19 protein-coding genes and 1 riboswitch are annotated in these 25,732 nt (G+C 51.3%); of the genes, 16 read left to right on the forward strand and 3 right to left on the reverse strand.

Annotated elements, in window-relative coordinates; all coding sequences use genetic code 11:
• Positions 1 to 133 precede the first annotated feature (133 nt).
• Positions 134 to 5,668 carry an alpha-2-macroglobulin gene (locus RDN79_RS00070; RefSeq protein ID WP_298548050.1) on the forward strand — a complete coding sequence of 1,845 codons (5,535 nt, stop codon included), beginning with the start codon at positions 134 to 136 and terminating at the stop codon, positions 5,666 to 5,668.
• Between the two features lie 11 nt (positions 5,669 to 5,679).
• On the opposite strand, the gene RDN79_RS00075 is transcribed toward RDN79_RS00070, so the two are convergent.
• Together RDN79_RS00075 and RDN79_RS00080 are read right to left on the reverse strand one after the other, a co-directional pair.
• Positions 5,680 to 6,084, reverse strand: coding sequence for a HEPN domain-containing protein (locus RDN79_RS00075; RefSeq protein ID WP_298548049.1), 405 nt, complete (start codon positions 6,082 to 6,084; stop codon positions 5,680 to 5,682).
• Entirely contained in the window at positions 6,081 to 6,395 is a 315-nt protein-coding gene (locus tag RDN79_RS00080; RefSeq protein WP_298548047.1) for a nucleotidyltransferase domain-containing protein, read from the reverse strand. Before RDN79_RS00080 ends, RDN79_RS00075 begins: the two co-directional genes overlap by 4 nt.
• A gap of 547 nt (positions 6,396 to 6,942) precedes the next feature.
• Between RDN79_RS00080 and RDN79_RS00085 the strand changes: the two genes are divergently transcribed.
• Positions 6,943 to 7,752, forward strand: a complete 810-nt coding sequence (locus RDN79_RS00085; RefSeq protein WP_298548045.1) for a DUF6261 family protein — start codon at positions 6,943 to 6,945, stop codon at positions 7,750 to 7,752.
• A gap of 63 nt (positions 7,753 to 7,815) precedes the next feature.
• On the opposite strand, the gene RDN79_RS00090 is transcribed toward RDN79_RS00085, so the two are convergent.
• A complete protein-coding gene (locus tag RDN79_RS00090) occupies positions 7,816 to 8,289 on the reverse strand; it encodes a GAF domain-containing protein (protein ID WP_298548043.1) in 474 nt (157 codons plus the stop codon).
• A gap of 62 nt (positions 8,290 to 8,351) precedes the next feature.
• Here RDN79_RS00090 and RDN79_RS00095 point away from each other — a divergent pair, with 62 nt between their 5' ends.
• From RDN79_RS00095 to RDN79_RS00160, 14 genes are all read left to right on the forward strand, one after another.
• Positions 8,352 to 9,698, forward strand: coding sequence for an MATE family efflux transporter (locus RDN79_RS00095; RefSeq protein WP_298548040.1), 1,347 nt, complete (start codon positions 8,352 to 8,354; stop codon positions 9,696 to 9,698).
• 41 nt (positions 9,699 to 9,739) lie between these two features.
• The gene (locus RDN79_RS00100) at positions 9,740 to 10,033 is read left to right on the forward strand and encodes a nucleotidyltransferase family protein (protein ID WP_298548038.1); all 294 of its coding nucleotides are present in this window, start codon (positions 9,740 to 9,742) and stop codon (positions 10,031 to 10,033) included.
• Positions 10,026 to 10,415 (forward strand): DUF86 domain-containing protein, encoded by a 390-nt coding sequence (locus RDN79_RS00105; protein WP_298548036.1) that lies wholly within the window; start codon positions 10,026 to 10,028, stop codon positions 10,413 to 10,415. The genes RDN79_RS00100 and RDN79_RS00105 overlap by 8 nt, the downstream gene beginning before the upstream one ends.
• Before the next feature lie 18 nt (positions 10,416 to 10,433).
• The gene (locus RDN79_RS00110; RefSeq protein WP_298548034.1) at positions 10,434 to 11,075 is read left to right on the forward strand and encodes an AAA family ATPase; all 642 of its coding nucleotides are present in this window, start codon (positions 10,434 to 10,436) and stop codon (positions 11,073 to 11,075) included.
• Positions 11,076 to 11,093: 18 nt separating this feature from the next.
• Positions 11,094 to 11,187: riboswitch (TPP riboswitch) on the forward strand.
• 59 nt (positions 11,188 to 11,246) lie between these two features.
• Entirely contained in the window at positions 11,247 to 12,017 is a 771-nt protein-coding gene (locus RDN79_RS00115) for a sulfide-dependent adenosine diphosphate thiazole synthase (protein WP_075964399.1), read from the forward strand.
• 282 nt (positions 12,018 to 12,299) lie between these two features.
• Positions 12,300 to 12,704, forward strand: coding sequence for a DUF6769 family protein (locus tag RDN79_RS00120; protein ID WP_298548031.1), 405 nt, complete (start codon positions 12,300 to 12,302; stop codon positions 12,702 to 12,704).
• Between the two features lie 105 nt (positions 12,705 to 12,809).
• A complete protein-coding gene (locus tag RDN79_RS00125; protein WP_298548029.1) occupies positions 12,810 to 14,033 on the forward strand; it encodes an efflux RND transporter periplasmic adaptor subunit in 1,224 nt (407 codons plus the stop codon).
• 76 nt (positions 14,034 to 14,109) lie between these two features.
• Positions 14,110 to 17,235 (forward strand): efflux RND transporter permease subunit, encoded by a 3,126-nt coding sequence (locus tag RDN79_RS00130; protein WP_298548027.1) that lies wholly within the window; start codon positions 14,110 to 14,112, stop codon positions 17,233 to 17,235.
• The gene (locus RDN79_RS00135) at positions 17,232 to 18,413 is read left to right on the forward strand and encodes a TolC family protein (RefSeq protein WP_298548025.1); all 1,182 of its coding nucleotides are present in this window, start codon (positions 17,232 to 17,234) and stop codon (positions 18,411 to 18,413) included. The genes RDN79_RS00130 and RDN79_RS00135 overlap by 4 nt, the downstream gene beginning before the upstream one ends.
• Before the next feature lie 225 nt (positions 18,414 to 18,638).
• Complete coding sequence (locus RDN79_RS00140) at positions 18,639 to 19,184, forward strand: RNA polymerase sigma factor (RefSeq protein ID WP_298548086.1); 546 nt, start codon at positions 18,639 to 18,641, stop codon at positions 19,182 to 19,184.
• A 6-nt stretch (positions 19,185 to 19,190) separates the two neighbouring features.
• Positions 19,191 to 20,420: an outer membrane beta-barrel protein gene (locus tag RDN79_RS00145; RefSeq protein WP_298548023.1), complete on the forward strand. Its 1,230-nt coding sequence runs from the start codon at positions 19,191 to 19,193 to the stop codon at positions 20,418 to 20,420.
• A gap of 134 nt (positions 20,421 to 20,554) precedes the next feature.
• Positions 20,555 to 22,864: a GH92 family glycosyl hydrolase gene (locus tag RDN79_RS00150; RefSeq protein ID WP_298548020.1), complete on the forward strand. Its 2,310-nt coding sequence runs from the start codon at positions 20,555 to 20,557 to the stop codon at positions 22,862 to 22,864.
• Positions 22,865 to 22,930: 66 nt separating this feature from the next.
• On the forward strand, positions 22,931 to 25,186 hold the full coding sequence (locus RDN79_RS00155) for a GH92 family glycosyl hydrolase (protein WP_298548083.1): 2,256 nt from the start codon (positions 22,931 to 22,933) through the stop codon (positions 25,184 to 25,186).
• Positions 25,187 to 25,213: 27 nt separating this feature from the next.
• A complete protein-coding gene (locus tag RDN79_RS00160) occupies positions 25,214 to 25,726 on the forward strand; it encodes a UpxY family transcription antiterminator (RefSeq protein WP_298548018.1) in 513 nt (170 codons plus the stop codon).
• Positions 25,727 to 25,732: the final 6 nt, after the last annotated feature.

Raw genomic sequence — 25,732 nt, forward strand, 5'->3', positions numbered from 1 at the left:
TTACAAAAATAGTCTTTTAAGCCCGATCGAAAAATTATCATTTGGTAAAAAATAAGAAGAACAATATACATAAAAATTCCTATATTCGCAGACAGTCTGTTTGTCGAAAGTATAACCGTTAAATTCAGGAAATATGGCGAAATATCTATATTATGTCTGCATCTGCTGTCTTTTGTTCTTATTCAGCGGATGTGAAGGAAAAAATAAAAGCGAGATTGAAGACCTCCTTTTCAGTCCCTATGTAGAGGCGTTCACCTCCGGTACGATTTCAAGATATACGCCGGTATATCTTATTCTCAATCAGGAAATAGCGGCCGACAGGATGAAGCCTGACCGGCTCCGCGACGTAATCAGGATCAAGCCCGAAACAGCCGGGGAGTTCGCATTCGAGAACAACCGGACGATCGTTTTCAAACCGGCCGAGAGCTTCGGGTGCAATACCCGTTACGAGGTAAAGGCAGACCTCTCGGAGTGGTTCGATACGGAACGGAAAGACCAATATTTCACCTTCAGATTCTCGACGCAACCCTTGCTGTTGCGTGCCAACTTGCAATCCGTCGATATCAACCGGAAGAACGAAAACGGCTACGACATCGTCTGCTCGGTGTTCACGCCGGATAAGGAAATGCCCGAAACCGTAGAGTCGCTTGTCCGTTTCTCCGAAAAGGCAGACGCCACCTGGCAGCATAGCCCCGACGGGAAGAGGCACGAAGTCTCCGTCGCGAACATACAGGCCGGGACGGATGCAACACGCGCCTTTACCCTGTCCGTCGCCCCGAACAAGTTGGAAGTACCGGAAGAAGAATTGCTATCCGTCGACATCCCTGAGTTGAACGATTTCGCCGTCTATAAAGTCGAATATGTTGCAAAACCGGAACGCTACGTCGAAGTCACCTTCACGAAACGGCTCGACGCGGCACAGAACATGCAAGGACTCGCCTGGATCGACGGCAATACATCGGAGACCGTGAACGTCGAGGGCAATAAGCTCCGCCTTTACCCCGATGCCGGCAGCAAAGGAGCCCTTAATGTCCATCTGAGCCGGAACATCAGGAGCAAAAACGGGCTGAACCTGAAAGAGAGCATCGTCCGCCAGATCATTGTCAGCGATGAAAAGCCCGAAGTCCGCTTTATCGGCAACGGCGTGATCATCCCGCAGTCCACACAACTGACCGTCCCCTTCCAAGCCGTCTACCTGCGCGGCGTGGTGGTACGTGTCATCAAGATATTCGAACAGAACATCGGGCAATTCCTCCAGACGAACGACCTCGAAGGGACGAGCGACCTGATGCGAGTCGGCCGTCTGATCGCACGCAAAACGATCTTCTTCGATGAAGACGCTTCCCAGGACCTCAGCCGTTGGAATACCTACGCGATCGACCTGAAAGAGCTGATCGACCCCGAACCCGGCGCCATCTACCGGGTGGAACTGTCGTTCAACCGCGATTTGTCGGCCTATCCCTGCGGAGACCTCGTGAAGAAAAGCAAGGAGCAACTGCTTGCCGATGATGCGATCAAGTTCAAGGAAGAGAGCAGCCGTTTCGACGATGGCGGCTACTACTACTATAACGGCGACCTCGACTGGTCCGACTACAACTACGAAAAACGCAACGATCCCTGTTCGAACAGCTATTATTTCAACCGGTCGACCGGCAAGAACGTCCTCGCCACCAATCTCGGCCTGTTGGCGATGGCCGGCGAAGACAACGAAATGACCGTCCTCGTGCATAACCTCCTCGATACCCATCCGGAGAAAGGCGTCAAAGTCACCGCCTGCAACTACCAGCGCCAGGAATTGGCCTCCGGTGTGACGGACGACAAAGGGCAGGTGCGCTTCTCCCTGAAAAACGGCCGCCCCTTCTACCTCACCGCCTCCCTCGGACAGCAACGCTCGTTCCTCCGCGTGGACGACGGTTCCGCCCTGTCGCTAAGCTCGTTCGATGTCTCCGGCGAAGTCGTGCAGAAAGGTATCAAAGGCTTCATCTACGGCGACCGCGGCGTGTGGCGTCCGGGCGACACGCTGCACCTCGGCTTCATGCTGAACGACCGCAGCCGGATGCTCCCGCCGAACCACCCGGTCATCATGGAACTCTGCAATCCGCTTGGCCAGCTCTACCTGCGCAAGACACAGACGAAAGGCGAGTCAGGACTCTACGCTTTCGACATGCCGACCGAACCCGACGCCCCGACAGGCGCCTGGAACGTCAATGTCAATGTCGGCGGCGTCACCTTCACCAAACGCCTCCGCATCGAAACGATCAAACCGAACCGCTTGAAGATCTCCCTTGCGATACCCGAAAAAAATTTGCTCCGGGGCGAACCGCTCGATGCCGCTATGCACGTCGAATGGTTGCAGGGAGCGACCGCCCGCAACCTGAAATATGACATCCAGGGAACCTTTATCCCGACCCCGACCACCTTTGCCGGCTATCAGAAATTCTATTTCGACGATCCCTCGAAAATCTTCAATAGCGAAGAAAGCAAAGTGATCTCGGGTACGACCGATGCCGCAGGCGACGCCACCATCAAGGCCCGTTTCGAGATCGGCGCCTCGGCCCCCGGCATGTTGTTGGCGAACTTCGTCACCCGCGTGTATGAAGAATCCGGCGATTTCAGCATCGACGCCAACCGGGCGTTCTATTCACCCTACCGCCGCTATGCCGGCATCAAGTCGCCCCGGCAAGACGAGAAACCGTTGGAGACCGGGACCGAATACAAATACGAGGTAGCCTCCGTCGACTACTTGGGAAAGGCGCAGGCCGACACCGAACTGGAAGTGAAGGTCTATAAAGTCCATTGGTACTGGTGGTGGAGTTCGGACAACGGCAGCCTGGCGAACTACGTCTCCGACTCGTACAACAAGCCGGTGAAAACCTTCACCGTCCGTACGGGTGCAGACGGCACGGCCTCCTTCAACCTGAAATACGCCGACGCCGATTGGGGAACCTATTTCATCTCGGTGAAAGACAAGGAAAGCAAACACTCCACCGGTGTGATGAGCTACTTCGACTGGCCTTACGGCGAGGGAAGACGCGACGCCGACGGTTCTTCGTCCGCCAATATGCTCACTTTCAAGACCGACAAGGAGACCTACGCCCCCGGCGAACAGATCGTCGCCACCTTCCCCTCCGTCAAGGGAAGCCGCGCGATCGTCAGCATCGAGAACGGCACGCATGTCCTCTCGACCACCGAGCACATGTGCGACGATGGGCAGACCACGGTCAAGCTCGCCGTCACCCCCGACATGCAGCCCAACGCGTACCTATATATAACGCTGCTCCAGCCGCACGGCGTCACGAAGAACGACCTTCCGATCCGCATGTACGGTGTCGTCCCCTTCACGGTTACCTCTCCCGAAAGCCATTTGGCCCCGGTCATCCGTATGGCGGACGAGATCAAGCCCGAAGCCCCTTACCACGTGACGGTCTCCGAGAAGAACGGCCGCGAGATGGCCTACACGCTGGCGATTGTCGATGAAGGCCTGCTCGACCTCACCCGCTTCCGCACGCCCGATCCCTGGCAGGCGTTTAACGCCCGCGAGGCATTGGGGGTCAATACCTGGGACTTATACAACCATGTGGTCGGCGCGTATGGCGGCCGCATCGAGCAACTGTTCAGCATCGGCGGCGACGACGCCCTGAACAAAGGCCCGAAAGCAATCGTGAACCGTTTCAAGCCGGTCGTGCAGTTTGCCGGCCCGTTCCTGCTGAAGAAAGGGGAAAAACGACAGCATACCTATCAGATGCCGAACTATAACGGCCGTGTCCGCGTCATGGTCGTCGCCGGAAACGGGGAGGCCTACGGCAACACGGAGAAGAGCGTGCTCGTGCGCAAGCCCGTCATGCTGCTCGGCACACTTCCGCGCGTCATCGGTATAGGAGAGGAGATGGCGGTTCCCGCTACCGTCTTTGCTACCGAAAAAGGAGTAGGAGACGTGCAGGTCACGATCGCTTGCTCCGGCAACATGGAAGTCGTCGGCGAGAAGAGCCGTATGCTGCACTTCGAAACGGTCGGCGACAAACTGGCGCAGTTCCGCATCCGCGTGAAAGACACCCCGGGAGCCGGGCACGTGAAGATCACGGCTACCGGCGGCGGTGAAAAGTCGGTATATGAAACCGATATCGAGATCCGCTCCGTGCGCCGTCCGCAAGTCAAGGTGACGCCCGTGACGCTCGAAGCCGGAAAGAGCTGGAAAGAGACGATCGGCCTTCCCGGCGTGGACGGCACGAACTCCCTTGTGCTCGAAATGTCGGATGTCCAGCCAGTCAACCTCTCCACGCGGTTGTCCTACCTCATCGGCTATCCGCATGGATGTGTCGAACAGATCACCTCGAAAGGGTTCCCGCAACTATACCTGAGCAGATTCGCCTCGTTGACCCGCGAGCAGGAGCAATCGACCGAAGCAGCCGTGAAAGAAGTGATCCGCCGCCTGCGTTCCTACCAGACGGTAAACGGCTCTTTCTCCTACTGGCCCGGCGAAACCTCCTCCAACGCCTGGGGCACTGTCTATGCTACCCACTTCCTGCTCGAAGCCGAGAAGAAAGGTTACCTTGTGCCCGAAGGCATGAAACGGAATGTGTTGAACGACTTGATCCGCATCGCCCGTAACTGGAAACCGCAAGCCTCCTATTCTGCCGAATCAGAAGAAATGACACAGGCATACCGCCTGTTTGTCCTCGCTTTGGGACAGACCGCCGAGGTAGGCGCCATGAACCGCTTGAAAGAGAGTAAGAAGCTCGCGCCTATGAGCCGCTATCTGTTGGCGGCCGGATATGCCTTGATCGGACGTCCGGATGTTTCGAAGGAGCTGATCGCAAAGACCACGGCCCTGACCACCGCCTATTCCGAATACGACCAGACGTTCGGCAGCGACCTGCGCGACACCTCCATCCGCCTGATGACGCTCTGCCTGCTCGACAACGGCAAGGAAGCGGCCCTCCTGGCGAATGGAATCTCCAAGACGCTTGCGTCCGACGAGTGGCTGAGCACGCAATCGACGGCATTCAGCCTGGTGGCCCTTTCCGACTATATGGAGAAATACAAAGTGTCCGGCTCGATGGACTTCTCCTATGCCGTAGGCGGCAAGACGGAGAAGGTTTCCACCACCCGGAACATCTGGACGGAGACGTTGCTCGACAAGGCCGCCTCGTCCGCCTCTCTGGAGTTGAGGAATACCGGGAAATCCACCTTGTTCGCCCGCCTCGTGACCGAGGGGGTCCCGGCCGAGGGCAAAGAGGAAGCCTATGCGAACGGCCTGACGCTCGCCGTCAGCTATATGGACGGGAACGGCCGTCCGGTGAATGCCTCCGCTTTGCAGCAAGGCACGAACTTCACGGCTGTGGTGACCATCGCGAACCCGTCTCCGCGTGGCTATAGCCGCTTGGTGCTGACCGAGATTTTCCCGGCCGGATGGGAGATCCTGAACACGCGCTTCCTTACGGGCGGCACGGCCGACAACCGCGTGGCAGGCGTCAACTACCAGGATATCCGCGACGATCGCGCCTACAGCTACATCGACTATCTGCCTGCCGGAAAACAAGTGACGGTCCGCATCCACCTCTGCGCCGTCTATCCCGGTCGTTTCTATTTGCCTCCGGTCTACTGTGAGGCGATGTACGACCCTACGGTTCGGGCGAATACGGAAGGGATGACGGTGAAGGTGGAGTGATCGGAGATGGCTTATTCTTTCAGCAAAGAACCTATCGCTTCTATGAAAGCCATAGCTTTAGGCAGCAATTCATCTATTTCCTCTTCACTCGAATAAGCGAAATCGTCATAGTCACTACTATGTCGGCGTTCAAAGAGCAAGGAAAAACAGCGTCCCGACTCACGGGATAAGCGATTGGTTGCTACAAAGTGCATTCCGATCATTTGCTTGACTCCGGCATGGGTACTTGGATTTATCCCATGTTTGATGAGCAAAGCTATTGCTGCATAATAGCAAGCATAGTATAAGCGGTTGACTGCCGTATTATAATATCCCTGTTGTTTTAGATAGGGTACTTCTTTTATTGTTTCATTGGCACGTTGATAACGATAAGTTACCAATGCATTCAGGTTTTCATGGCTTAATTGTTCTTTCATAATACAATTCCTTCATTCGTTACGTTTATATGAAAAGGAGTGCGGAATGGCCGCTTTTCCCAAATATCCTTTAACAGGACTCGTACGTTTATTTGCACACCTGTTTCTATTTCAATATCATATAGAGGGGCAATGATGCGCTCTTCCTCCTTTACGGTCAGTTTAGTGCCTTCAACCAATATCAACAAATCGATGTCACTGTCCGGACGAGCATCTCCGCGTGCTTCGCTACCATAAAGTATAGCTTTTGCATTGGGAGCTACCTGTAACAGGACTTTCTGTATTTGCTTTATGATTTGCGGACGTTTCATATTCTATTTCTTGTTTTTGGGCAAAGTTAGACAGAATATTTGGAAAATCATAATGAATATTTTTTATGTTAGGGTTACTGCATCAAAATATGGATTCACTTCTGCCTGTATTCGAAACACACAAATAAAGATTTATCTGTGAGCAAACAGCCACATTTGGAAAAATCGACCTAAGAGATTGAATTTCAAAATATTTTATTTTTCAAAAACGCTTGGTTTTCACAACTTATATTATACCTTTGCAAAAGACTGAAAAAAGATGCTTTAATCAGTCATTTTAGTCCGGTCGTACGGCTATTTTGCCGGTGCGGTTCGGACAAAAATAATCTCATAGGCATACGGAACAGCTTAAAAGCGGTTTAAAACGGCCTCGGACATATACGGGACGGAAAAGAAATGAAATGCAATCATCCCGAACATGTCCGAGACGGCAAAAAAACGGTTTCAAATGGACTCGTAGCTGTCGGAGACGGTATTAAAACAAAATGGAGCGCATCGAACTGCCTCCGTGTAATAATAATTAATAATTTACCTTAAAAACAAAATCATGGCAAGAGTCCAAACATTTCCTAAATCTAAGCTGAAGTTAGCAGAACTTCAAGCAGTCGGTCACGCTATCGAAAACCAAATCCTATCAGCCGATACCGATGTGACTGTGACAGATTTCCAATCACAATTTGACGAGTATCAATCCGCTCTTTCCGTCTTTGACAGCAGCCTCTTGAAGCTCAAAAAAAGCAACTGGACCAGCATAATGAAAGAACTCAAGGCGAAACGTACGAAATTGCGCAGCAATGCTTTCTCCAACATACGTTCTTTGGCCAACTGTACGGATGAAGAAATCAAAAAACCGGCTGTCATGCTGCTCCCTTTGATCGACCGTTATAAATACGTATATCAAAAGACCTTCGATGATCAGACAGGGCATACTTCGAAGTTGATATCGGAAGTCGAATCGGACACCTTCAAGTCGCATGTTGAAAAATTAAAACTGACGAAATGGTTTGCCGACATCAAGGCAGTCAACAACGAATGCGCCGAAGCCTCTTCCAAGCGCAAGGAAGAACAGAGCCTGCGCAACCAGCCGGTAAAGACGCCGGTAAGCCGTGCCGCTTTCAACAGATCCTATGAAGCCCTGGTCATACGCCTCAATTCCCTGGCCGAGATAAACGGGGATGATAGTTACATCGGATTATTCTCATGGTGGAATGAACTGATCGACAGCTACCGCGTCAGCATCAGCCTGCGCAGCGGCAAGGGCAAAGGCGGCAAGACCGACAATGGCAGCAGCAGCAAGCATGATCCCAACTCCGGCGGGAACATAAATGAAGAGCGTCCAGGAGAATTACAGAATTAACGTACTGACTACCTAAGAAACGATCCTATCGGACGGGACGGATAGCACGATGCAAAAAAGGAATCACATCGGCAAAAAAGCACAGAGCCGTTCCAGATACTTCGCATCTGTCCCGTCGAATGCATTCAAGTTGTCGCTATCGATATCCAAGACAGCGACAACTTTTCCTTTCCTGACCACCGGCACGACGATCTCCGATCGCGAATCCGAACTACAGGCGATATGCCCCGGAAACAGTTCCACGTCCGGGACAACGATTGTCCGCGCTTCCTTCCATGCCGTCCCGCATACGCCTTTCCCATACCGGATACGTGTGCAGGCGAGCGGACCCTGGAACGGGGCGAGCACGAGCATCTCTTCTTTCACCACATAAAAGCCTACCCAGAAGAAATCGAATATTTGTTTCAGGGCAGCGGCGACATTCGCCATATTGGCGACGACGTCCGTCTCTCCCGCTGTCAGCGATTGCAATTGAGGAAGCAGCGTCTCATACATTTCCTGCTTGTTCCTACCGTTAATGATTAAGTTTTCCGCCATTTTTTATAATTTATAAGATAACAAAAGTAACCTTTTTTTTGGATTCTCCGTACCTTTGTGATATGAGTAAACAGAATTCTCCTTTGGTGCTTGGAACTGAGCACATCAGCAAGTTATTGACACAATATGCCATACCGGCCATTATCGCCATGACTGCCTCTTCGCTCTACAATATGGCGGACAGTATATTTATCGGACACGGAGTAGGGCCGTTGGCTATCTCCGGCCTGGCGCTGACATTCCCGTTGATGAACCTCGCGGCCGCTTTCGGCTCGTTGGTCGGGGTAGGGGCTTCGACGTTGGTGTCCGTGAAGTTGGGACAGAAGGAATATGAAGGGGCGAACAAGGTGTTGGGAAACGTGCTGGTACTGAACGTGGTCTTGGGACTGGCCTTTACACTGGTCTTTATGACGCTGCTCGACCCGATCCTCTATTTCTTCGGGGCGAGCGAGAACACGATTTCGTATGCCCGCGATTATATGAATGTGATCCTGATGGGAAATGTGATCACTCACATGTATTTAGGGCTGAATGCCGTCCTGCGCTCTTCCGGCTTCCCGAGGTTGGCGATGTATGCGACGTTGGCCTCGGTCGTGATCAACTGTGTGCTGAATCCGCTCTTTATCTTCGGATTCGGCTGGGGGATCAAAGGATCGGCATGGGCTACCGTCATCTCGCAGGTCATTTCGCTGACCGGGCAGTTGATCCATTTCTCCCGGCCGAAGGAATTGTTGCATTTCAAGAAAGGCATTTACCGGCTGAAAAGCGAGATCGTGAAGGGGATTCTTTATATCGGGATGTCGCCCTTCCTGATGAACCTTTGCGCCTGCCTGATCGTGATCCTGATCAACCGGGGACTGAAAGAGCACGGTGGCGATATGGCGATCGGGGCATACGGGATCGTGAATCGGATTGTATTCCTCTTCATCATGATCATCATGGGGTTCAATCAGGGGATGCAACCGATTGCCGGCTATAACTTCGGCGCCCGCCAGTATTCGCGGGTGACGGAGGTGACGAAGCTGACGATGAAGTGGGCGATAGGTGTGGCGACGACGGGATTCCTGCTTTGCCAACTGTTCCCGTCGATGATCGTCCGCATGTTTACGACCGACCCGGAGCTGATCGAGGCGGCAGTGTATGGTTTGCATATCGTTTTCGCCGTCTTTCCGATTGTCGGTTTCCAGATGGTGGCGACCAACTTTTTCCTCTCCATCGGGATGTCTAAGAAGGCCATCTTCCTCTCGCTCACCCGCCAGATGCTGTTCCTCGTCCCCTGCCTGCTGATCCTTCCCCGGTGGCTCGGGACGCTTGGCGTATGGATCAGTATCCCGATTGCCGATACGACCGCCACAATTGTCACGGCCCTTGTCTTGATAAACCAGTTCAGAAAGTTTCATTCTAAATAAATTTTGTTTACCTTTGTCTTATAACATAATACGAATGAATAATGAGGACAAAAGCAGAATATCTCGAATTACTTCGTTGCTACAAACAACAAATGGCGGAACAATATGGCATTATCCGTTTAGGGATCTTCGGTTCCGTTTCCCGCAATGAGCATGAAACGGATAGTGATCTGGATGTTTGTGTGGAAATGAAGGAACCGGATGGTTTCATTCTTTTAAATATTAAGTATGAATTAGAAGAATTGCTGAATTGCAAAATAGATATTATTCGTCTGCGAGATAATATGAATGCTTTATTAAAAAGAAATATAGAAAGGGACGGGATTTATGTGTAAGGAAGAAGTCTTATTATTATTCGAGCAGATCCAAGATTCATTGGAAACGATTATTACTCGTGCTATTCCAGTAAATACGGCAGAAGATTTTACTCATTCTGCTGATGGTATGATGCGATTAGATAGTATTTGTATGCTATTAGTTACTATCGGTGAAGCCATAAAGAATATCGATAAATATACACATAAATCACTTCTTCCAAAATATCCGGAAATCAATTGGCGGAATGTTATGGGATTACGTGATATAATCGCTCATCAATATTTTAATGTAGACGCAGAAATAATCCTTCGTATTGTAAAGATTAATATTCCTCAGTTGCAAAATGTAATAAAGCAAATTATTATTGAATTAAGGAAAGAAGTATTAGAAGATATCTAAAACATAGAATTGATAGATATGGATAACAAGATCATATTGACCATCGGCCGGCAGTTCGGCAGCGGTGGTCGCGAGATAGGACAGAAGCTGGCAAAAGAGCTGGGCATCAGCTATTATGACAAGGAGCTGATGGCGCTTGCCGCGAAAGAAAGCGGGTTGAGCGAGGAGTTTTTCGAGAAGGCGGACGAGAGGGCTTCCAGCGGTTTGGCTTATGCCTTTACGATGGGCTATTCGTATATGGGCCTGTTCCCGCCCTATGCCGATGTGTTGTCTAACGACCGTTTGTTTCTGTATCAGAGCGATACGATCCGCAACCTGGCGGAAAAAGGCTCTTGCGTGATCGTCGGGCGGTGTGCCGACTATATCCTGCGTGACGATCCCGACTGCCTGAGCTTCTTTATCCATAACAACAAGGAGAACCGCATCCAGCGGATCATCGAAAGCCAGGGACTGACGGTCGAGCAGGCAGAGGAGCTGATGATGAAGACCGACAAATCGCGTGCCGCTTACTATAATTATTATACGAATAAGGAATGGGGAGTCGCTTCGACCTACAATTTCTCGATAGATGTCTCCGTATTGGGAGTCGACGAGACTGTCGCATTCATGAAAAGTTTCGTCGAACGGAAAATGAACAAACGTCCGCCGCATTTCGGATAATTTGTTATCTTTGCAACCGACTTATCATAGGGGTGCCTTACTATACAGGCTGAGATTATACCCATTGAACCTGCCGGATAACGCCGTGAAGGGAAAAGGTAGAATTACTAAATAAAGGGAAGCGTTACCTCTATGTGCTTCCTGATGTTTAAACTCTAATTATTATTTGTAATGGAACAGATTGTTTCAACAGGGATTATCGACTCTTACTTTGCGAAGTTAAAGAGCAATTTGTCTATTGATGTCGCGATTGTCGGTGGCGGTCCTTCAGGTATCGTGGCCGCTTATTATCTGGCCAAGGCCGGAAAGAAGGTGGCTTTGTTCGACCGTAAGTTAGCCCCAGGTGGAGGTATGTGGGGCGGCGCCATGATGTTCAACGATATCGTGGTCCAGGAAGAGGCTATGCCGATCGTGCGCGAGTTGGGCGTAAGTTATAAGGATGCGGGCAACGGCACGTATATCATGGATTCCGTACATACGACCTCGGCTTTGATCTATAATGCGACGAAGGCCGGTGCGACGATTTTCAATTGCTATTCCGTAGAAGACGTGGTGTTCCATAACGATGCCGTAGCCGGCGTGGTGGTGAACTGGGCTCCGGTGATCCGCGAAGGGATGCATGTGGACCCGTTGACGATCATGTCCAAGGCTGTCCTGGAGGGAACCGGCCATGACTGCGAAATCGCCCGCGTGGTGGCTCGAAAGAACGACATCAAGCTGAACACTCCGACCGGAGGCGTGATCGGCGAACGTTCGCTGAACGTCGAGTTAGGTGAGTCTACAACCGTAGAAAATACGAAGGAGATCTATCCGGGACTATTCGTTTCCGGTATGGCGGCCAATGGGGTAAGCGGCAGTTTCCGCATGGGGCCGATCTTTGGCGGTATGCTGATGAGCGGTAAGAAGGCGGCCGAACTGATTTGTGCGAAGCTGGACAAATAAGAATATCGGTTGGTTACATAAATCTTCATTAATCTGTATATTAGAACACAGATAACACGGATGAGACGGATTCACACAGATTGATTATTGTAAATCAATAAAATAAAAATCTGCGATTATCTGTTGAATCAGTGTCATCTGCGTTCTATTTTATATCTTGACACATCTTCCTTAAAAGAGTCGGAGGCAAAATCACTATAAACATATCGATACATCATTATTTAATATATAAATGACTGCTTGGTAATTAAAAACTTCTTATTTTTGTAGTCGATAAAAAAGATGAAAGCGAAAAAGAAAATATACCAGTATGTGATGCTGCTTGTTAGTGTCGTGGTGCTACTGTCGGTGGTCATACCGCATCATCACCATAGTAACGGGTTGCCGTGCTATAAATCGCTTTCTGCTGAAGCCGCTCATGGCGGGCACGGGAATCCCGAATCTCATGATTGCGGATGCAACGGGCATAATATCGCACTCTACACTTCCATTTTCACGCATGCGACGGATGGAGACGTGAACCAGTTCCTTTTCCCATTGCTTGTACTGTTTGATTATATAAATCCTCCTGTCCCGGTCTTTTACAAGCTCTTGTTCAAGAAGGACCGGACCTGCTACATCGAATCCTTGCATGATACGTGGATCATTTCTGCGTCAGGGCTTCGTGCGCCTCCGTTTCTTGTATGATTGATGATTGCGGAAGGTAGTATCGGGAATGTTAATTCCTGCCTTTGATACAACTTTCATCCCCATTTATTTATTATCGAATATACAGTAAACGAATTTACCAGAATGAAAAAAATATATTTGGTGTGGGTGGTTTTCGCCTACATCCTGACAGGTTGCAACAGCAATACTGCCGTACATGAAGAGCATCGGCACGAGGCTCACGAACACGAGGAAGGGCATGATCACGAACACGAAGGACACGATCATGAGCACGAAGGGCACGACCACGGACATGAACACGAAGAAGCCGGAGGAGGACATGCCGGTGAGATTTCTTTCAAGAAAGCATTGGCGGAAGCTGTCGGTTTGCAGACGCATAAAGTAGAGCCGGGCGCTTTTACCGATGTGATCAAGACAAGCGGACGCGTGATGGCTGCGCAGGGAGAGGAGTCGACCGTGGTGGCTACGGTTCCCGGCGTGGTGACATTCGGCAACCTGTCGTTTGTCGACGGAACGGCGGTTCGCAAGGGGCAGGCTATTTTGAGCCTTGCTTCGAGCGGTTTATCTGATGGCAATGTGGCGGCTAAAGCCAAATATGCATACGAGAATGCAAAGAAAGAATATGAACGTATGGAAGCCCTGATAGGGGATAAGATCGTTTCCGCCAAAGATTTCGAACAGGCACGCCTGAATTACGAGAATGCGAAAGTGGCTTGGGAAGCGGTGGCCGGGAAACAGACGGCTAACGGCGTATCGGTCGTTTCGCCCATGAACGGCTACCTGAAGAACCTGCAGGTGAAAGAGGGCGATTATGTGACGGTCGGCCAGCCGTTGGCTACGATCTCGCAGAATGGACGTCTGGTGTTGCGTGCGGAGGTTTCGGAGAAATATTACAACTATTTGCCTTCCGTCCGGTCCGCCAATTTCCGTACGCCGTACGATAACGTGACTTACAAGCTGTCCGACCTGCATGGGCGTCTGCTTTCTTATGGGAAGGCTTCCGATGCCAACTCGTTTTATGTTCCGGTGACATTCGAGTTTGACAACAAGGGGGCCATTATCCCCGGTTCGTTTGTCGAGATCTATTTGCTTACGGCTCCGATGCAGAATGTGATCAGTGTTCCTGTTTCCGCCCTTATCGAGGAGCAGGGCGTTTACTCTGTCTTTATCCGCGTGCATGAAGAAGCCTATAAGAAGGTGCCTGTGACGTTAGGCGCCGACAACGGTTCCGAAGTGCAGATCCTGAGCGGCCTGAAAGCCGGCGACGAAGTCGTGACGGCCGGCGCTTACCAGATCAAGCTGGCTTCTGCTTCCAATGCAATTCCTGCACATACACACAATCATTGATAGTTAAGAATTAAAAATTAATAATTAATAGTGAGCAATGGGTATTTCTATTTCTTATTATTAATTAACTGAGATCATGCTGAATAAGATAATATATTACTCGCTGCATAACAGGTTGGTTGTGTTGATCTGTTCCCTGCTGCTGATGATTGCCGGAACCTACACCGCTTTTCATACGGATGTGGATGTGTTTCCGGATTTGAACGCGCCGACCGTTGTCATTATGACGGAGGCGAACGGTATGGCACCCGAAGAGGTGGAACGCTTGGTGACTTTTCCGGTAGAAACGGCTGTGAACGGTGCGATGGATGTGCGCCGTGTCCGTTCGTCTTCTACGACGGGCTTTTCTGTCGTGTGGGTGGAGTTCGATTGGGGGACGGATATTTACCGGGCCCGGCAGATCGTTTCCGAAAAATTGGCGGTTGTAGGTGAGAGCTTGCCGGAAAATGTCGGGAAGCCGACGTTAGGCCCGCAATCTTCCATCTTGGGAGAAATGATGATTATCGGGCTGACGGTCGATGAAACAAGTGAAGGCAGGGGAGATGCGCGAACTGCTCCGACCACCCAAATGGACCTGCGCACGATTGCCGACTGGACCATCCGCCCGCGACTGCTTTCGACAGGCGGAGTAGCGCAGGTTGCCGTGATCGGTGGCGATATCAAGGAATACCAGATATTACTCGATCCCGCCCGCATGAAACATTATGGCGTCGGCCTGGGCGAAGTGCTGGCCGTTACCCGTAACATGAACCGGAATGCCAATGGCGGTGTCCTGTATGAATATGACAACGAATACATCATCCGGGGCGTCCTTTCTACCGCGGATGCCGAAGAGATCGGAAAAGGAGTCGTCAAGGTTGCCGGGGATTTCCCCGTCTTGTTGGAAAATATCGCAACGGTGAAGATCGGCGGCAAAAGCCCGAAGCTCGGAACGGCTTCCGAACGGACGAAGCCGGCCGTGCTGATCACGGTCACCAAGCAGCCCAACACCAGCACGATCGACTTGACGGAGAAGTTGGATGCGATCATGGCGGACTTGCAGAAGAACCTGCCTGCCGATGTGCATGTCTCGACCGACATATTCCGTCAGAGCCGTTTTATCGACAGCTCTATTAATAATGTAAAGAACAGTTTGTTCGAAGGCAGTTTCTTCGTGGTCATTGTCCTGTTCCTGTTCCTGATGAATATCCGCACGACGGTGATCTCGCTGGTTGCCTTGCCTCTTTCCTTGTTGGTGTCCATACTGGCGTTGCATTATATGGGATTGACCATCAATACTATGAGTTTGGGAGGGATGGCGATTGCGATCGGTTCGCTGGTCGATGATGCGATTGTCGATGTGGAGAATGTGTATAAACGCATACGGGAGAATCGTCTGTTGCCTCCCGACCGGCAACGTTCCATCCTGGAAGTCGTGTTCGATGCTTCCCGCGAAGTGCGTATGCCGATCCTGAATTCGACGCTGATTATCGTGGTCAGCTTCGTGCCCCTTTTCTTCCTGCACGGGATGGAAGGGCGTATGTTGGTGCCGTTAGGGATCGCCTTTATCGTGGCGTTGTTTGCTTCTACGGTCGTGGCGTTGACATTGACTCCGGTGTTGTGCAGCTATCTGCTGAACCGGAAGTCTACGGACAAGAAAGTGGAGAAGGAGGCTTGGGTGGCCCGCAAGCTGAAAGAATTGTATGGCAAAGCGTTGAATGGAGCATTGGTACATAAGAAAGTGGTGTTGGGATGCACGATCGGCCTGTTCCTCGTTGCCTTGGGAACGTTCTTTACGTTGGGGCGCAGCTTCCTGCCGCCGTTCAACGAAGGTTCGTTTACGATCAACGTAAGCTCTCTTCCGGGCATCTCCCTCGAAGAATCGGACAGGATGGGGCGACGGGCGGAAGAATTGCTGATGCAGGTCCCCGAAATCCAGACCGTTGCCCGCAAGACCGGGCGTGCCGAGCTTGACGAGCATGCCTTAGGGGTAAACGTGTCGGAAATCGAGGCTCCGTTTGTGTTGAAAGACCGTAGCCGCGATGCCGTTATGAATGACGTCCGTAAGAAATTGTCCACCATCAGCGGGGCCAACGTCGAGATCGGACAGCCGATCTCCCACCGTATCGATGCCATGCTCTCCGGTACGGAGGCGAATATCGCGATCAAGCTGTTCGGTACGGACCTGAACCTGATGTTCACGGTCGGCAATCAGATCAAGGAAGCCATCCAGGGAATCTCCGGCCTGGTGGACTTGAAAGTGGAACAGCAGATCGAGCGTCCGCAACTCACCATCACGCCGAAGCGCGAGTTGATGGCCCAGTATGGCATCTCGTTGCCTGAGTTTGAAGAGTATGTCAATGTCATGCTCGGAGGCGAAGCGGTCAGCCAGGTGTATGACGACGGCAAGACATTCGACCTGACGGTCAAGACTTCGGACGAGAGCCGCGCCACGATGGAGGATATCCGCAACCTGATGATCGATGCAGGCGGCAAGAAAGTCCCGTTGAGCTACGTCGCCGAAATCCGTTCCGTGACAGGCCCGAACACGATCAACCGCGAGAATGTGCAACGTAAGATCGTGATCAGCGGCAACGTTTCTGAGCGCGACCTCCGAAGCGTCGTCAATGAAATACAACAGAAGGTGGATAGTTCCATCCGGTTGCCCGAAGGCTATCATATCGAATATGGCGGACAGTTCGAGAGCGAACAGGCGGCCAGCCGTACGTTGTTGCTTACTTCGTTGATGTCTCTGTTGGTGATCTTCCTGTTGCTCTATAATGAGTTTAAGAATGCGAAGGAGAGCGGGGTTATTCTGTTGAACCTGCCGTTGGCGTTGATCGGGGGCGTGTTCATCCTGAAGCTGACTTCCGGCGAGGTGAGTATTCCGGCTATCATCGGTTTCATCTCCCTGTTCGGCATTGCCACCCGTAACGGCATGTTGCTGATCAGTCACTACACGCATCTGCGGACCGTAGAGAAGATGCCGCTTCGGCAAGCTGTCCTGCAAGGTTCTATGGATCGTCTGAATCCGATCCTGATGACGGCGCTCAGTTCGGCTCTCGCGTTGATCCCGCTCGCGCTGAACGGCGATTTGCCCGGCAACGAGATACAAAGCCCGATGGCTACCGTTATCCTGGGAGGTTTGCTGACATCCACTTTCCTGAACGGCTTCATCATCCCGATTGTTTATTTATTAATGAATAAAGAAGATAAAGAATGAAACGATTCATATTGACAATAGCATTGGTCTCTTCCGCATTGGCAGCCGGGGCGCAAACTTCCATCGAGGAAGTGCTCCGGAGTGTGGAAACCAACAACAAGGAATTGCAGGCAAACCGCCAGATGGTGACGGCGCAGAAGTTGGAAGCCAAACTGGACAACAACCTGCCCGACCCTACCGTTACCTATTCTCATCTGTATGGAAACAAAGAGGGGATGGGATTCACCGGTGAATTGGTCGCTTCGCAATCGTTCGACTTCCCGTCTTTATATATGCAGCGGAACAAGCTTTCCAGGCAGAAGGGCGAAAACTACGATCGGCAGGGCGAAGAAATACGCCAGCAGATTTTGTTGCAAGCCAAGGAAGCCTGCCTGGACTTGATCTTTCTGAACCAGCAAAAGAACCTGCTGGATATCCGCCGGAAAAGTGCCGAACAGCTTGCCGCACTCTATCTGCAACGCTTGGAACAGGGGGATGCCAATATTTTGGAAACGAACAAGATCGAACTCGAACTCTTGAACGTCCGCAACGAAGCACGCATGAACGAAGCGGCCCGTGTGAATAAGCAGCGGGAATTGGAAATGCTGAACGGAGGAATTGCCGTTCAACTGACCGATACGGCTTACGAGGCCGTGGAACTTCCGCTCTCATTTGCCGACCTGCGTCAGGAAATCTTGGGGAATGATCGGCGTCTGTTGTCTTTGCAAAGCGCGAAGGCCGTATCATCGAGACAAATCAGTGTCAATAAGACGATGGGATTGCCTTCGTTCGAGTTGGGTTACCGTATGAACCCGTCTTCGGGCGGCGAACGCTTCAATGGCTTTTTGGTCGGCATCAGCATTCCTCTTTTCTCTAATCGCAACAATGTGAAACAGGCGAAGGCGCAAAGCCTTTACACCGATTTGCAGTTGGAAAGCGCGACGACGGCGGTAGAGAACGAATTGCTCCAACTCTATAACCAGTCGGTAGCCTTGAAGACTTCCATCGACGAGTATGGCGAAGTGCTGAAAAGCCAGAACAACCTGGCGTTGTTGAACAAGGCGATCCAGGCGGGACAAATCTCGATGATCGAATATTTTGTAGATGTCACTACGCTCTATCAGAGCATGCAGAATCACATGCAGTTGCAGAACGAATACCAGAAGGTGATGGCGCAGTTGTATAAATTCAAGTTATAAAAGTGGAGGGGAGTCCTGTTCTATCGAACGGCTCCCCTTTTTGTTTCAGTTATTTTCCTGTACTGAAAATTTATTTTCATGCCTATGAAACTTTTGTTTCACCAGCAGGAAACTTTTGTTTCATCCCGGAGAAACTTTTTTCTCATCGGGATGAAATTTTCTTCTTCCCTGCATGCAAGGTTTTATATGTCCCTGCATTTACTATTAAAAGCACTATAAGAATTGATGACAGAAACGGAGTTGGCCGATAGATGCAAGACGGGGGATAATCTTGCCCGCAAGGAGCTGTATGAGCGCTTTGCGGAGAGGATGCTATGCCTGTGCTATCGTTATACCGGCGATGGAGAGACGGCCCACGATCTTCTGCATGACGGCTTCCTGAAAGTCTATTCGTCCATCTCTTCTTTTACTTATAGAGGCGAAGGAAGCCTTCGTGCCTGGCTGAGCCGGGTGTTTGCCAACGTTTCTCTGGAATATCTCCGCCATCGGGACTTGCTTCGTGACGGGATGCCGTTGGAGGAGGTGTCGGACTTGCCGGATGAGCCGGAGCCGGATGCAAGTGTGTTGTCGATGGAGGTGCTGATGAAGTTTGTGGCGGAACTGCCTCCCGGCTATCGTACCGTGTTCAACTTATATGTGTTTGAACGTTGGAGTCATAAAGAGATTGCACAAAGCCTGCATATCAATGAAGCGTCGTCGGCATCCCAATTGAACCGTGCCCGCCGCCTGCTGATTACCCGCATCAAGGAACAATTAAAGAAAACGGAATAAAGAGACATGAACGATAAGAACGACATCCTGCAAATGCTCCGAGACCGGGAAGATGAATTCCATCTCCCTCTCCGGAAGGACGGCTGGGAAAAGCTGGAAGCAGAACTTCCTATGCTCATGCCTGAACCGGGAATGCCCGGCTTGCAGACGAAAACGGTCCGCCACAAGTTGTACCGTTGGGTGTCTGTTGCCGCCATAGCCTTGTTGTGCCTGATGATATCGGTTGTCGTTTTCCGCCGTGAGGAGCCGGAGGAAGCAGTGGCGGAACATCCCGTAGCCCCGTCTCCCGAAAAGAAAGAATCCGTTGTACCGTCACAAGCACGCTTTTTCCCTTATATTCAGGTAATCGATAGCCTGATGCCGCAACTTGACCCCGTTGATTTGCCGGAAAAGGTGATGATCGCCGGAAACGACTCCGATGATGCCGGAGAGACGGAACCGGTCATGCCGAAACATCGGGATTCCGGGCCGCAACCGGATAAGCGGAACCGTCTGCCTTATCGCCCTGCTGAGGAAAAGAAGAAGATACTTGATTTTAACCGCTTTGCTTTCGGCATCCAGACCGGTAGCAACCAGATGACGAATATGGGAGGCGGTTTCGAGCATCGTGAAGAATGGGTTAGCCAACCGAATCATCCGAGACCGGAAGAGAAACCTGAAAGGCCGGATGACAATCCGTCGGAAGGGCCTCAGACGAAAGCCGCTACGGGTGGAGGCGGAGGAAGTTCGGAAAACTGGAAGACGGACTATTATTACCGCCATCATATTCCCATCTCTTTCGGATTGTCGGCCCGCCTGTTTGTCACACCCCGGATCGCTCTGGAGACGGGCCTGTCCTATACCTATTTGTATTCGGAAATCCTGAAGGAAGGGAAGACGCAGGACGGTTCGCAAAAGTTGCATTATATAGGCATCCCGCTAAAGTTGAGCTGGACGTTCTATAGATGGAAGAATCTTTCGCTCTATGCTTCGGGAGGCGGAATGATCGAATATTGCGTATCGGCCAAGAAGACAGGGATGAACTTGCGGATCAACCGTTGGCAACCATCCTGGAACGCGGCCGTCGGTATGCAGGCGGAACTTCGCCGGCCGCTCTCGTTGTTCGTCGAGCCGGGAGTGAACTATTATTATAATATGAACCCGCAATATCGCAATAGCGAGCTTCGTTTCGAGAGCATGAGGACTTCCCGCCCGTTCACTTTTACCTTCCAGGTCGGGATCCGGTTCACTTACTAAGTGCGGCGTCCTTGGTATAGGATCGGGAAAAATCTCCCTTTTTATTGATTTTTGAGAAAAATCCACATTACTTGCTTTTACTTGAGAGCTTGTTTGGCTTATCTTTGTAAGTAGAATAGTAATCGTATAAGAATATGAAGAAAAAAAGTATATGGGCCTTCGCCCTTATTGCTATGCTGACCAGCCTGGGTAGGCCCGCCGTTGCGGCGGAAGGTGCTTTTGATCCGGTAGAGTATGTTAATCCTTTAATGGGGACGCAATCGTCGTTCGAGCTATCGACCGGTAACACCTATCCGGCCATAGCGCGTCCTTGGGGTATGAATTTCTGGACACCGCAAACCGGCAAGATGGGTGACGGGTGGGGATATACCTATACCGCCAATAAGATACGCGGCTTTAAACAAACCCACCAGCCGAGCCCCTGGATCAATGACTACGGGCAGTTTGCAATCATGCCGGTTGTCGGCGCTCCTGAATTCGACCAGGACAAGCGTGCCAGCTGGTTCTCTCACAAGAGCGAGATCGCGAAACCTTATTACTACGAAGTGTATCTGGCGGAACATGACGTGAAGACCGAGCTGACGCCGACGGACCGTGCCGCCATGTTTCGTTTCACTTTCCCGGAAAACGAACATTCGTATGTCGTGGTGGATGCGTTTGACAAAGGTTCCTACATCAAGGTGATCCCCGAAGAAAACAAGATTATCGGCTATACGACCAAGAATAGCGGCGGCGTACCGGACAATTTCAAGAACTACTTCGTGATCGAATTCGACAAACCTTTCACCTACGAAGCTACTTTTGCCGATGCGACATTGAAGGAAGGTGCGCGTGAGCAGCAATCCGACCATGTCGGCGCCGTTATCGGTTTCAAGACGGCGAAAGGCGAGATTGTCCATGCGAAGGTCGCCTCTTCGTTTATCAGCTTCGAACAGGCAGCTCTCAATATGAAAGAGTTGGGTTCCGACAATTTCGACACATTGGTGCAAAAAGGCAAAGATGTATGGAATAAGGAGCTGGGCAAGATCGAAGTGGAAGGCGGCACGCTGGACCAGTACCGGACGTTCTATTCCTGCATGTACCGTTCGCTTCTGTTTCCCCGCAAGTTCTATGAAATAGACGCGGCCGGGAAAGTCGTGCATTATAGTCCTTACAATGGCGAGGTATTGCCGGGCTATATGTTTACGGATACCGGTTTCTGGGATACGTTCCGTAGCTTGTTCCCGTTCCTGAACCTGATGTACCCGACGATGTCGAAAGAAATGCAGGAAGGCCTGATCAACACTTATAAGGAAAGCGGCTTCTTCCCCGAATGGGCGAGCCCCGGACATCGGGGTTGCATGGTGGGCAACAACTCTGCTTCGGTTTTGGTGGATGCTTATGTCAAAGGCATAAAGGTGGACGATCTTGAAACTTTGTACAAAGGCTTGATCCACGGGACGGAAAATGTGCATCCGACGGTTTCGTCTACCGGCCGCCTCGGACACGAATATTACAACAAATTGGGCTATGTGCCTTATGATGTGAAGATCAACGAGAATGCCGCCCGTACGTTGGAATATGCCTATAACGACTGGTGCATCTACCAGATTGCAAAAGACTTGGGGCGTCCTAAAAAGGAGCTGGACTTGTATGCCAAACGGGCGATGAACTACAAGAATCTGTTTGACAAGGAGACTAAACTGATGCGTGGAAAGAATAAGGACGGCAAGTTCATGGCCCCTTTCTCGCCCTTGAAATGGGGAGATGCTTTCACGGAAGGGAATAGCTGGCATTATACATGGTCGGTTTTCCACGATCCGCAGGGATTGATCGACTTGATGGGAGGAAGAAAAGAATTCATCACCATGCTCGACTCCGTGTTTGCCGTTCCACCCGTGTTCGACGATAGCTATTACGGGCAGGTGATCCATGAGATCCGTGAAATGCAGATTATGAACATGGGGAACTATGCGCATGGCAACCAGCCGATCCAGCACATGATCTACCTGTATAACTATGCCGGTGAGCCTTGGAAAGCCCAATACTGGCTTCGCCAGGTGATGAACCGCATGTACACCCCGACACCGGACGGCTATTGCGGTGACGAAGATAACGGGCAGACTTCCGCCTGGTACGTGTTCTCCGCTCTCGGCTTCTATCCGGTTGCTCCCGGAACGACGCAATATGTATTGGGGGCGCCTTTGTTCAAGAAAGCCACCCTGCACTTCGAGAACGGGAAGAATCTGGTCATCAATGCGCCGGAGAACAGCGACAAGAACATCTATATCGAGTCGATGTCTTTCAACGGCAAGGAGTACACCAAAAACTACCTGGAGCATTTCGAATTATTGAAAGGCGGGATCCTGGACATCCGGATGGGAGATAAGCCGAACATGAACAGAGGCGTGAATCCGGAAGATTTGCCGTATTCATTTTCAGTTAATGAGAAACAAAAGAAATAAGCGATGGAGATACTAAAGAAAACAGGAAAATTTTTATTGGGCGTCGTGATCGGATTTGCCATCATGATGTTTGCCGACAGGTATTATGTAAAGGGAAAACGGCTGGTGGCCGATAACCTGCCGAAAGAGCCGGTCGAATATGTCAATCCCTATATGGGCAACATCAGCCATCTGTTGGTGCCGACCTATCCGACGGTCCATCTGCCTAACAGCATGTTGCGCGTCTATCCCGAACGGGGTGATTTCACGGGCGACCGGTTGAGAGGGTTGCCTCTCATCGTGACGAGCCATCGGGGCAGTTCGGCTTTCAACCTGAGTCCTTACCAGGGCGATGAGGCCGGTCTGAAACCGGTCATCCCGTATAGTTACGATCGGGAAAAGATCGTCCCGTACCGGTATCAGGTCTATTTGGACGATGTGGATATCGAGGTCGATTATGCTCCTTCCCACCAGAGTGCGGTTTATAGCTTTACATTCGGGAAAGACGAGCCGGCTTACTTAGTGTTCAATAGCCGGAATGGGGAATTGAAATGTGAAGGGAAAACGGTCAGCGGTTTCCAATACGTGGATAAGAAGACGAAGGTTTATCTATATGCCGAGATAGGAAAGGCCCCTGAGAAATCGGGCGCCTTGGTCGATGGAACCGTGAGATACGGCGAGACATCCGTAGAAGGGAAAGATGCCGCTCTGGCACTGGTTTTTGTCGGTCTGAAAGGGCTCAGCGTTCGCTATGGAATCTCCTTTATCAGCACGGAGCAAGCCCGGAAGAACCTGGAGCGCGAGATCAACTCCTACGATGTGGATGCGATCGCCCGGATCGGACGCAACGAATGGAACGATGCTTTAGGCAAGATCCAGGTAAGCGGGGGGAGCGAAAACGACAAGACCGTTTTCTATACCTCTTTGTATCGTTGTTATGAACGTCCGGTAAACCTGAGCGAAGACGGCAGATACTATAGTGCTTTCGATGGTAAGATACACGAAGACGGCGGTCATTCGTTCTATACCGACGACTGGATTTGGGACACTTACCGGGCCACTCACCCGCTTCGCATCCTGATCGACAACGAGCGCGAGAGCGATATTATCAATTCATACCTTTTGATGGCTCAACAGATGGGAACGAACTGGATGCCGACATTCCCTGAAGTGACCGGCGACTCCCGCCGCATGAACTCCAACCATGCCGTTGCCACCGTCATCGATGCATGGCGGAAAGGCGTTCGCGGTTTCGACCTTGAAAAGGCTTACGAAGCAGCCCGCAAGGGCATCGAGGAGAAAACGTTGATCCCCTGGTCGGCGGCTCCTTCCGGATGGCTGGATGAGTTCTATAAGGAACATGGCTATATCCCGGCTTTGAAACCGGGTGAAAAAGAAACCGTGGCTAACGTCTCTCCGTGGGAAAAACGCCAGCCCGTCGCCGTTACCTTAGGAACGGCTTATGACGAATGGTGTCTTTCCCAGATTGCGGCCGAACTGGGAAAGAAAGAGGATGCGGAATATTTCCTCGCCCGGTCTTACAACTACCGGAACCTCTTCAACCCGGAAACTCGTTTCTTCCATCCGAAGGATAAGGACGGCCGGTTTATCGAAGGAGTGGATTACCGGTATTCGGGCGGATTGGGCGCCCGGGATTATTATGACGAGAACAACGGCTATGTTTATCGTTGGGATGTGCAACACAACATCGGCGACCTGATTTCGCTCATCGGAGGGAACGAGGCTTTCACGGCTGCCCTCGATTCGATGTTCGACACTCCTTTGGGAATGTCCAAATGGCAATTCTATTCGTTCCTGCCCGACCATACCGGTAATGTCGGCATGTTCTCGATGGCAAACGAACCGAGCCTGCATATCCCGTATCTGTATAATTATGCCGGCCAACCCTGGAAGACGCAGAAACGTATCCGTGCCTTGCTCGACCAATGGTTCCGCAACGACCTGATGGGGGTTCCGGGTGATGAAGACGGCGGCGGCATGTCTGCCTTCGTGGTGTTTAGCATGATGGGATTTTATCCGGTGACACCTGGATCTCCGACCTACAACATCGGTAGTCCGGTCTTTTCGGATGTGAAGATCGACCTCGGCAATGGCAACGTGTTCGAGATCGTGGCGGAGGCAGAGGATGGCTCGCGAACCGCCTCTGAGCATGATAATAAATATGTGCAATCGGCCACTTTGAATGGCGAAGAGCTGAACCGACCTTGGTTCGATCATAGCCGGATTGCCGCCGGCGGTGTCCTGTCTCTCAAGATGGGTCCGAAAGCAAACAAGGAGTGGGGGATCGGAAACCCTCCGCCATCGGCCGGGCCGATGAAATAAGCGCGGTCGTATATTTTTGTGTACGTTATGGAGAAAAAAGAACTTAAGCTGAACGCCGATAAGACAAGTTGGTATGTACTGTACACCGCCCCCAGGGCGGAAAAACAGGTGAGGGATAGGATCGATGCGCTTGGGGTCGAGTGCTGGCTTCCGCTTCATCGTGCCCCCAGGGTCTGGTCTGACCGTGTCAAGATCGTGGAGTTGCCGTTATTCAACTCCTATCTGTTTGTGCGATGCACCGATCCGGAGTTGAGAAATCTGGTCCGGGTGTATGGCGTGGCCCGTATCGTCTATTACAATGGGAAACCGGCCGTTGTCCGTCAGAAAGAGATCGATGCCATCCAGGAGTTTCTCGACCAGGCGTCCGAACACGCCCTATGCCCCGGCGAAGAGGTCGAAATTCTTTGCGGCGCCATGAAACATGTATCCGGAAAGGTGAAGAAGATCAAAAAGAACCACCTGGTTCTTTACCTCGAACAATTGGGGGCTACCGTCTGTGTCAAGCTAAACGACGTCGCCAGGGTGGATCGGTTAAGGTAGTACGGG

The sequence above is a fragment of the uncultured Parabacteroides sp. genome, assembly GCF_902493135.1.
Classification (GTDB): Bacteria; Bacteroidota; Bacteroidia; order Bacteroidales; family Tannerellaceae; genus Parabacteroides.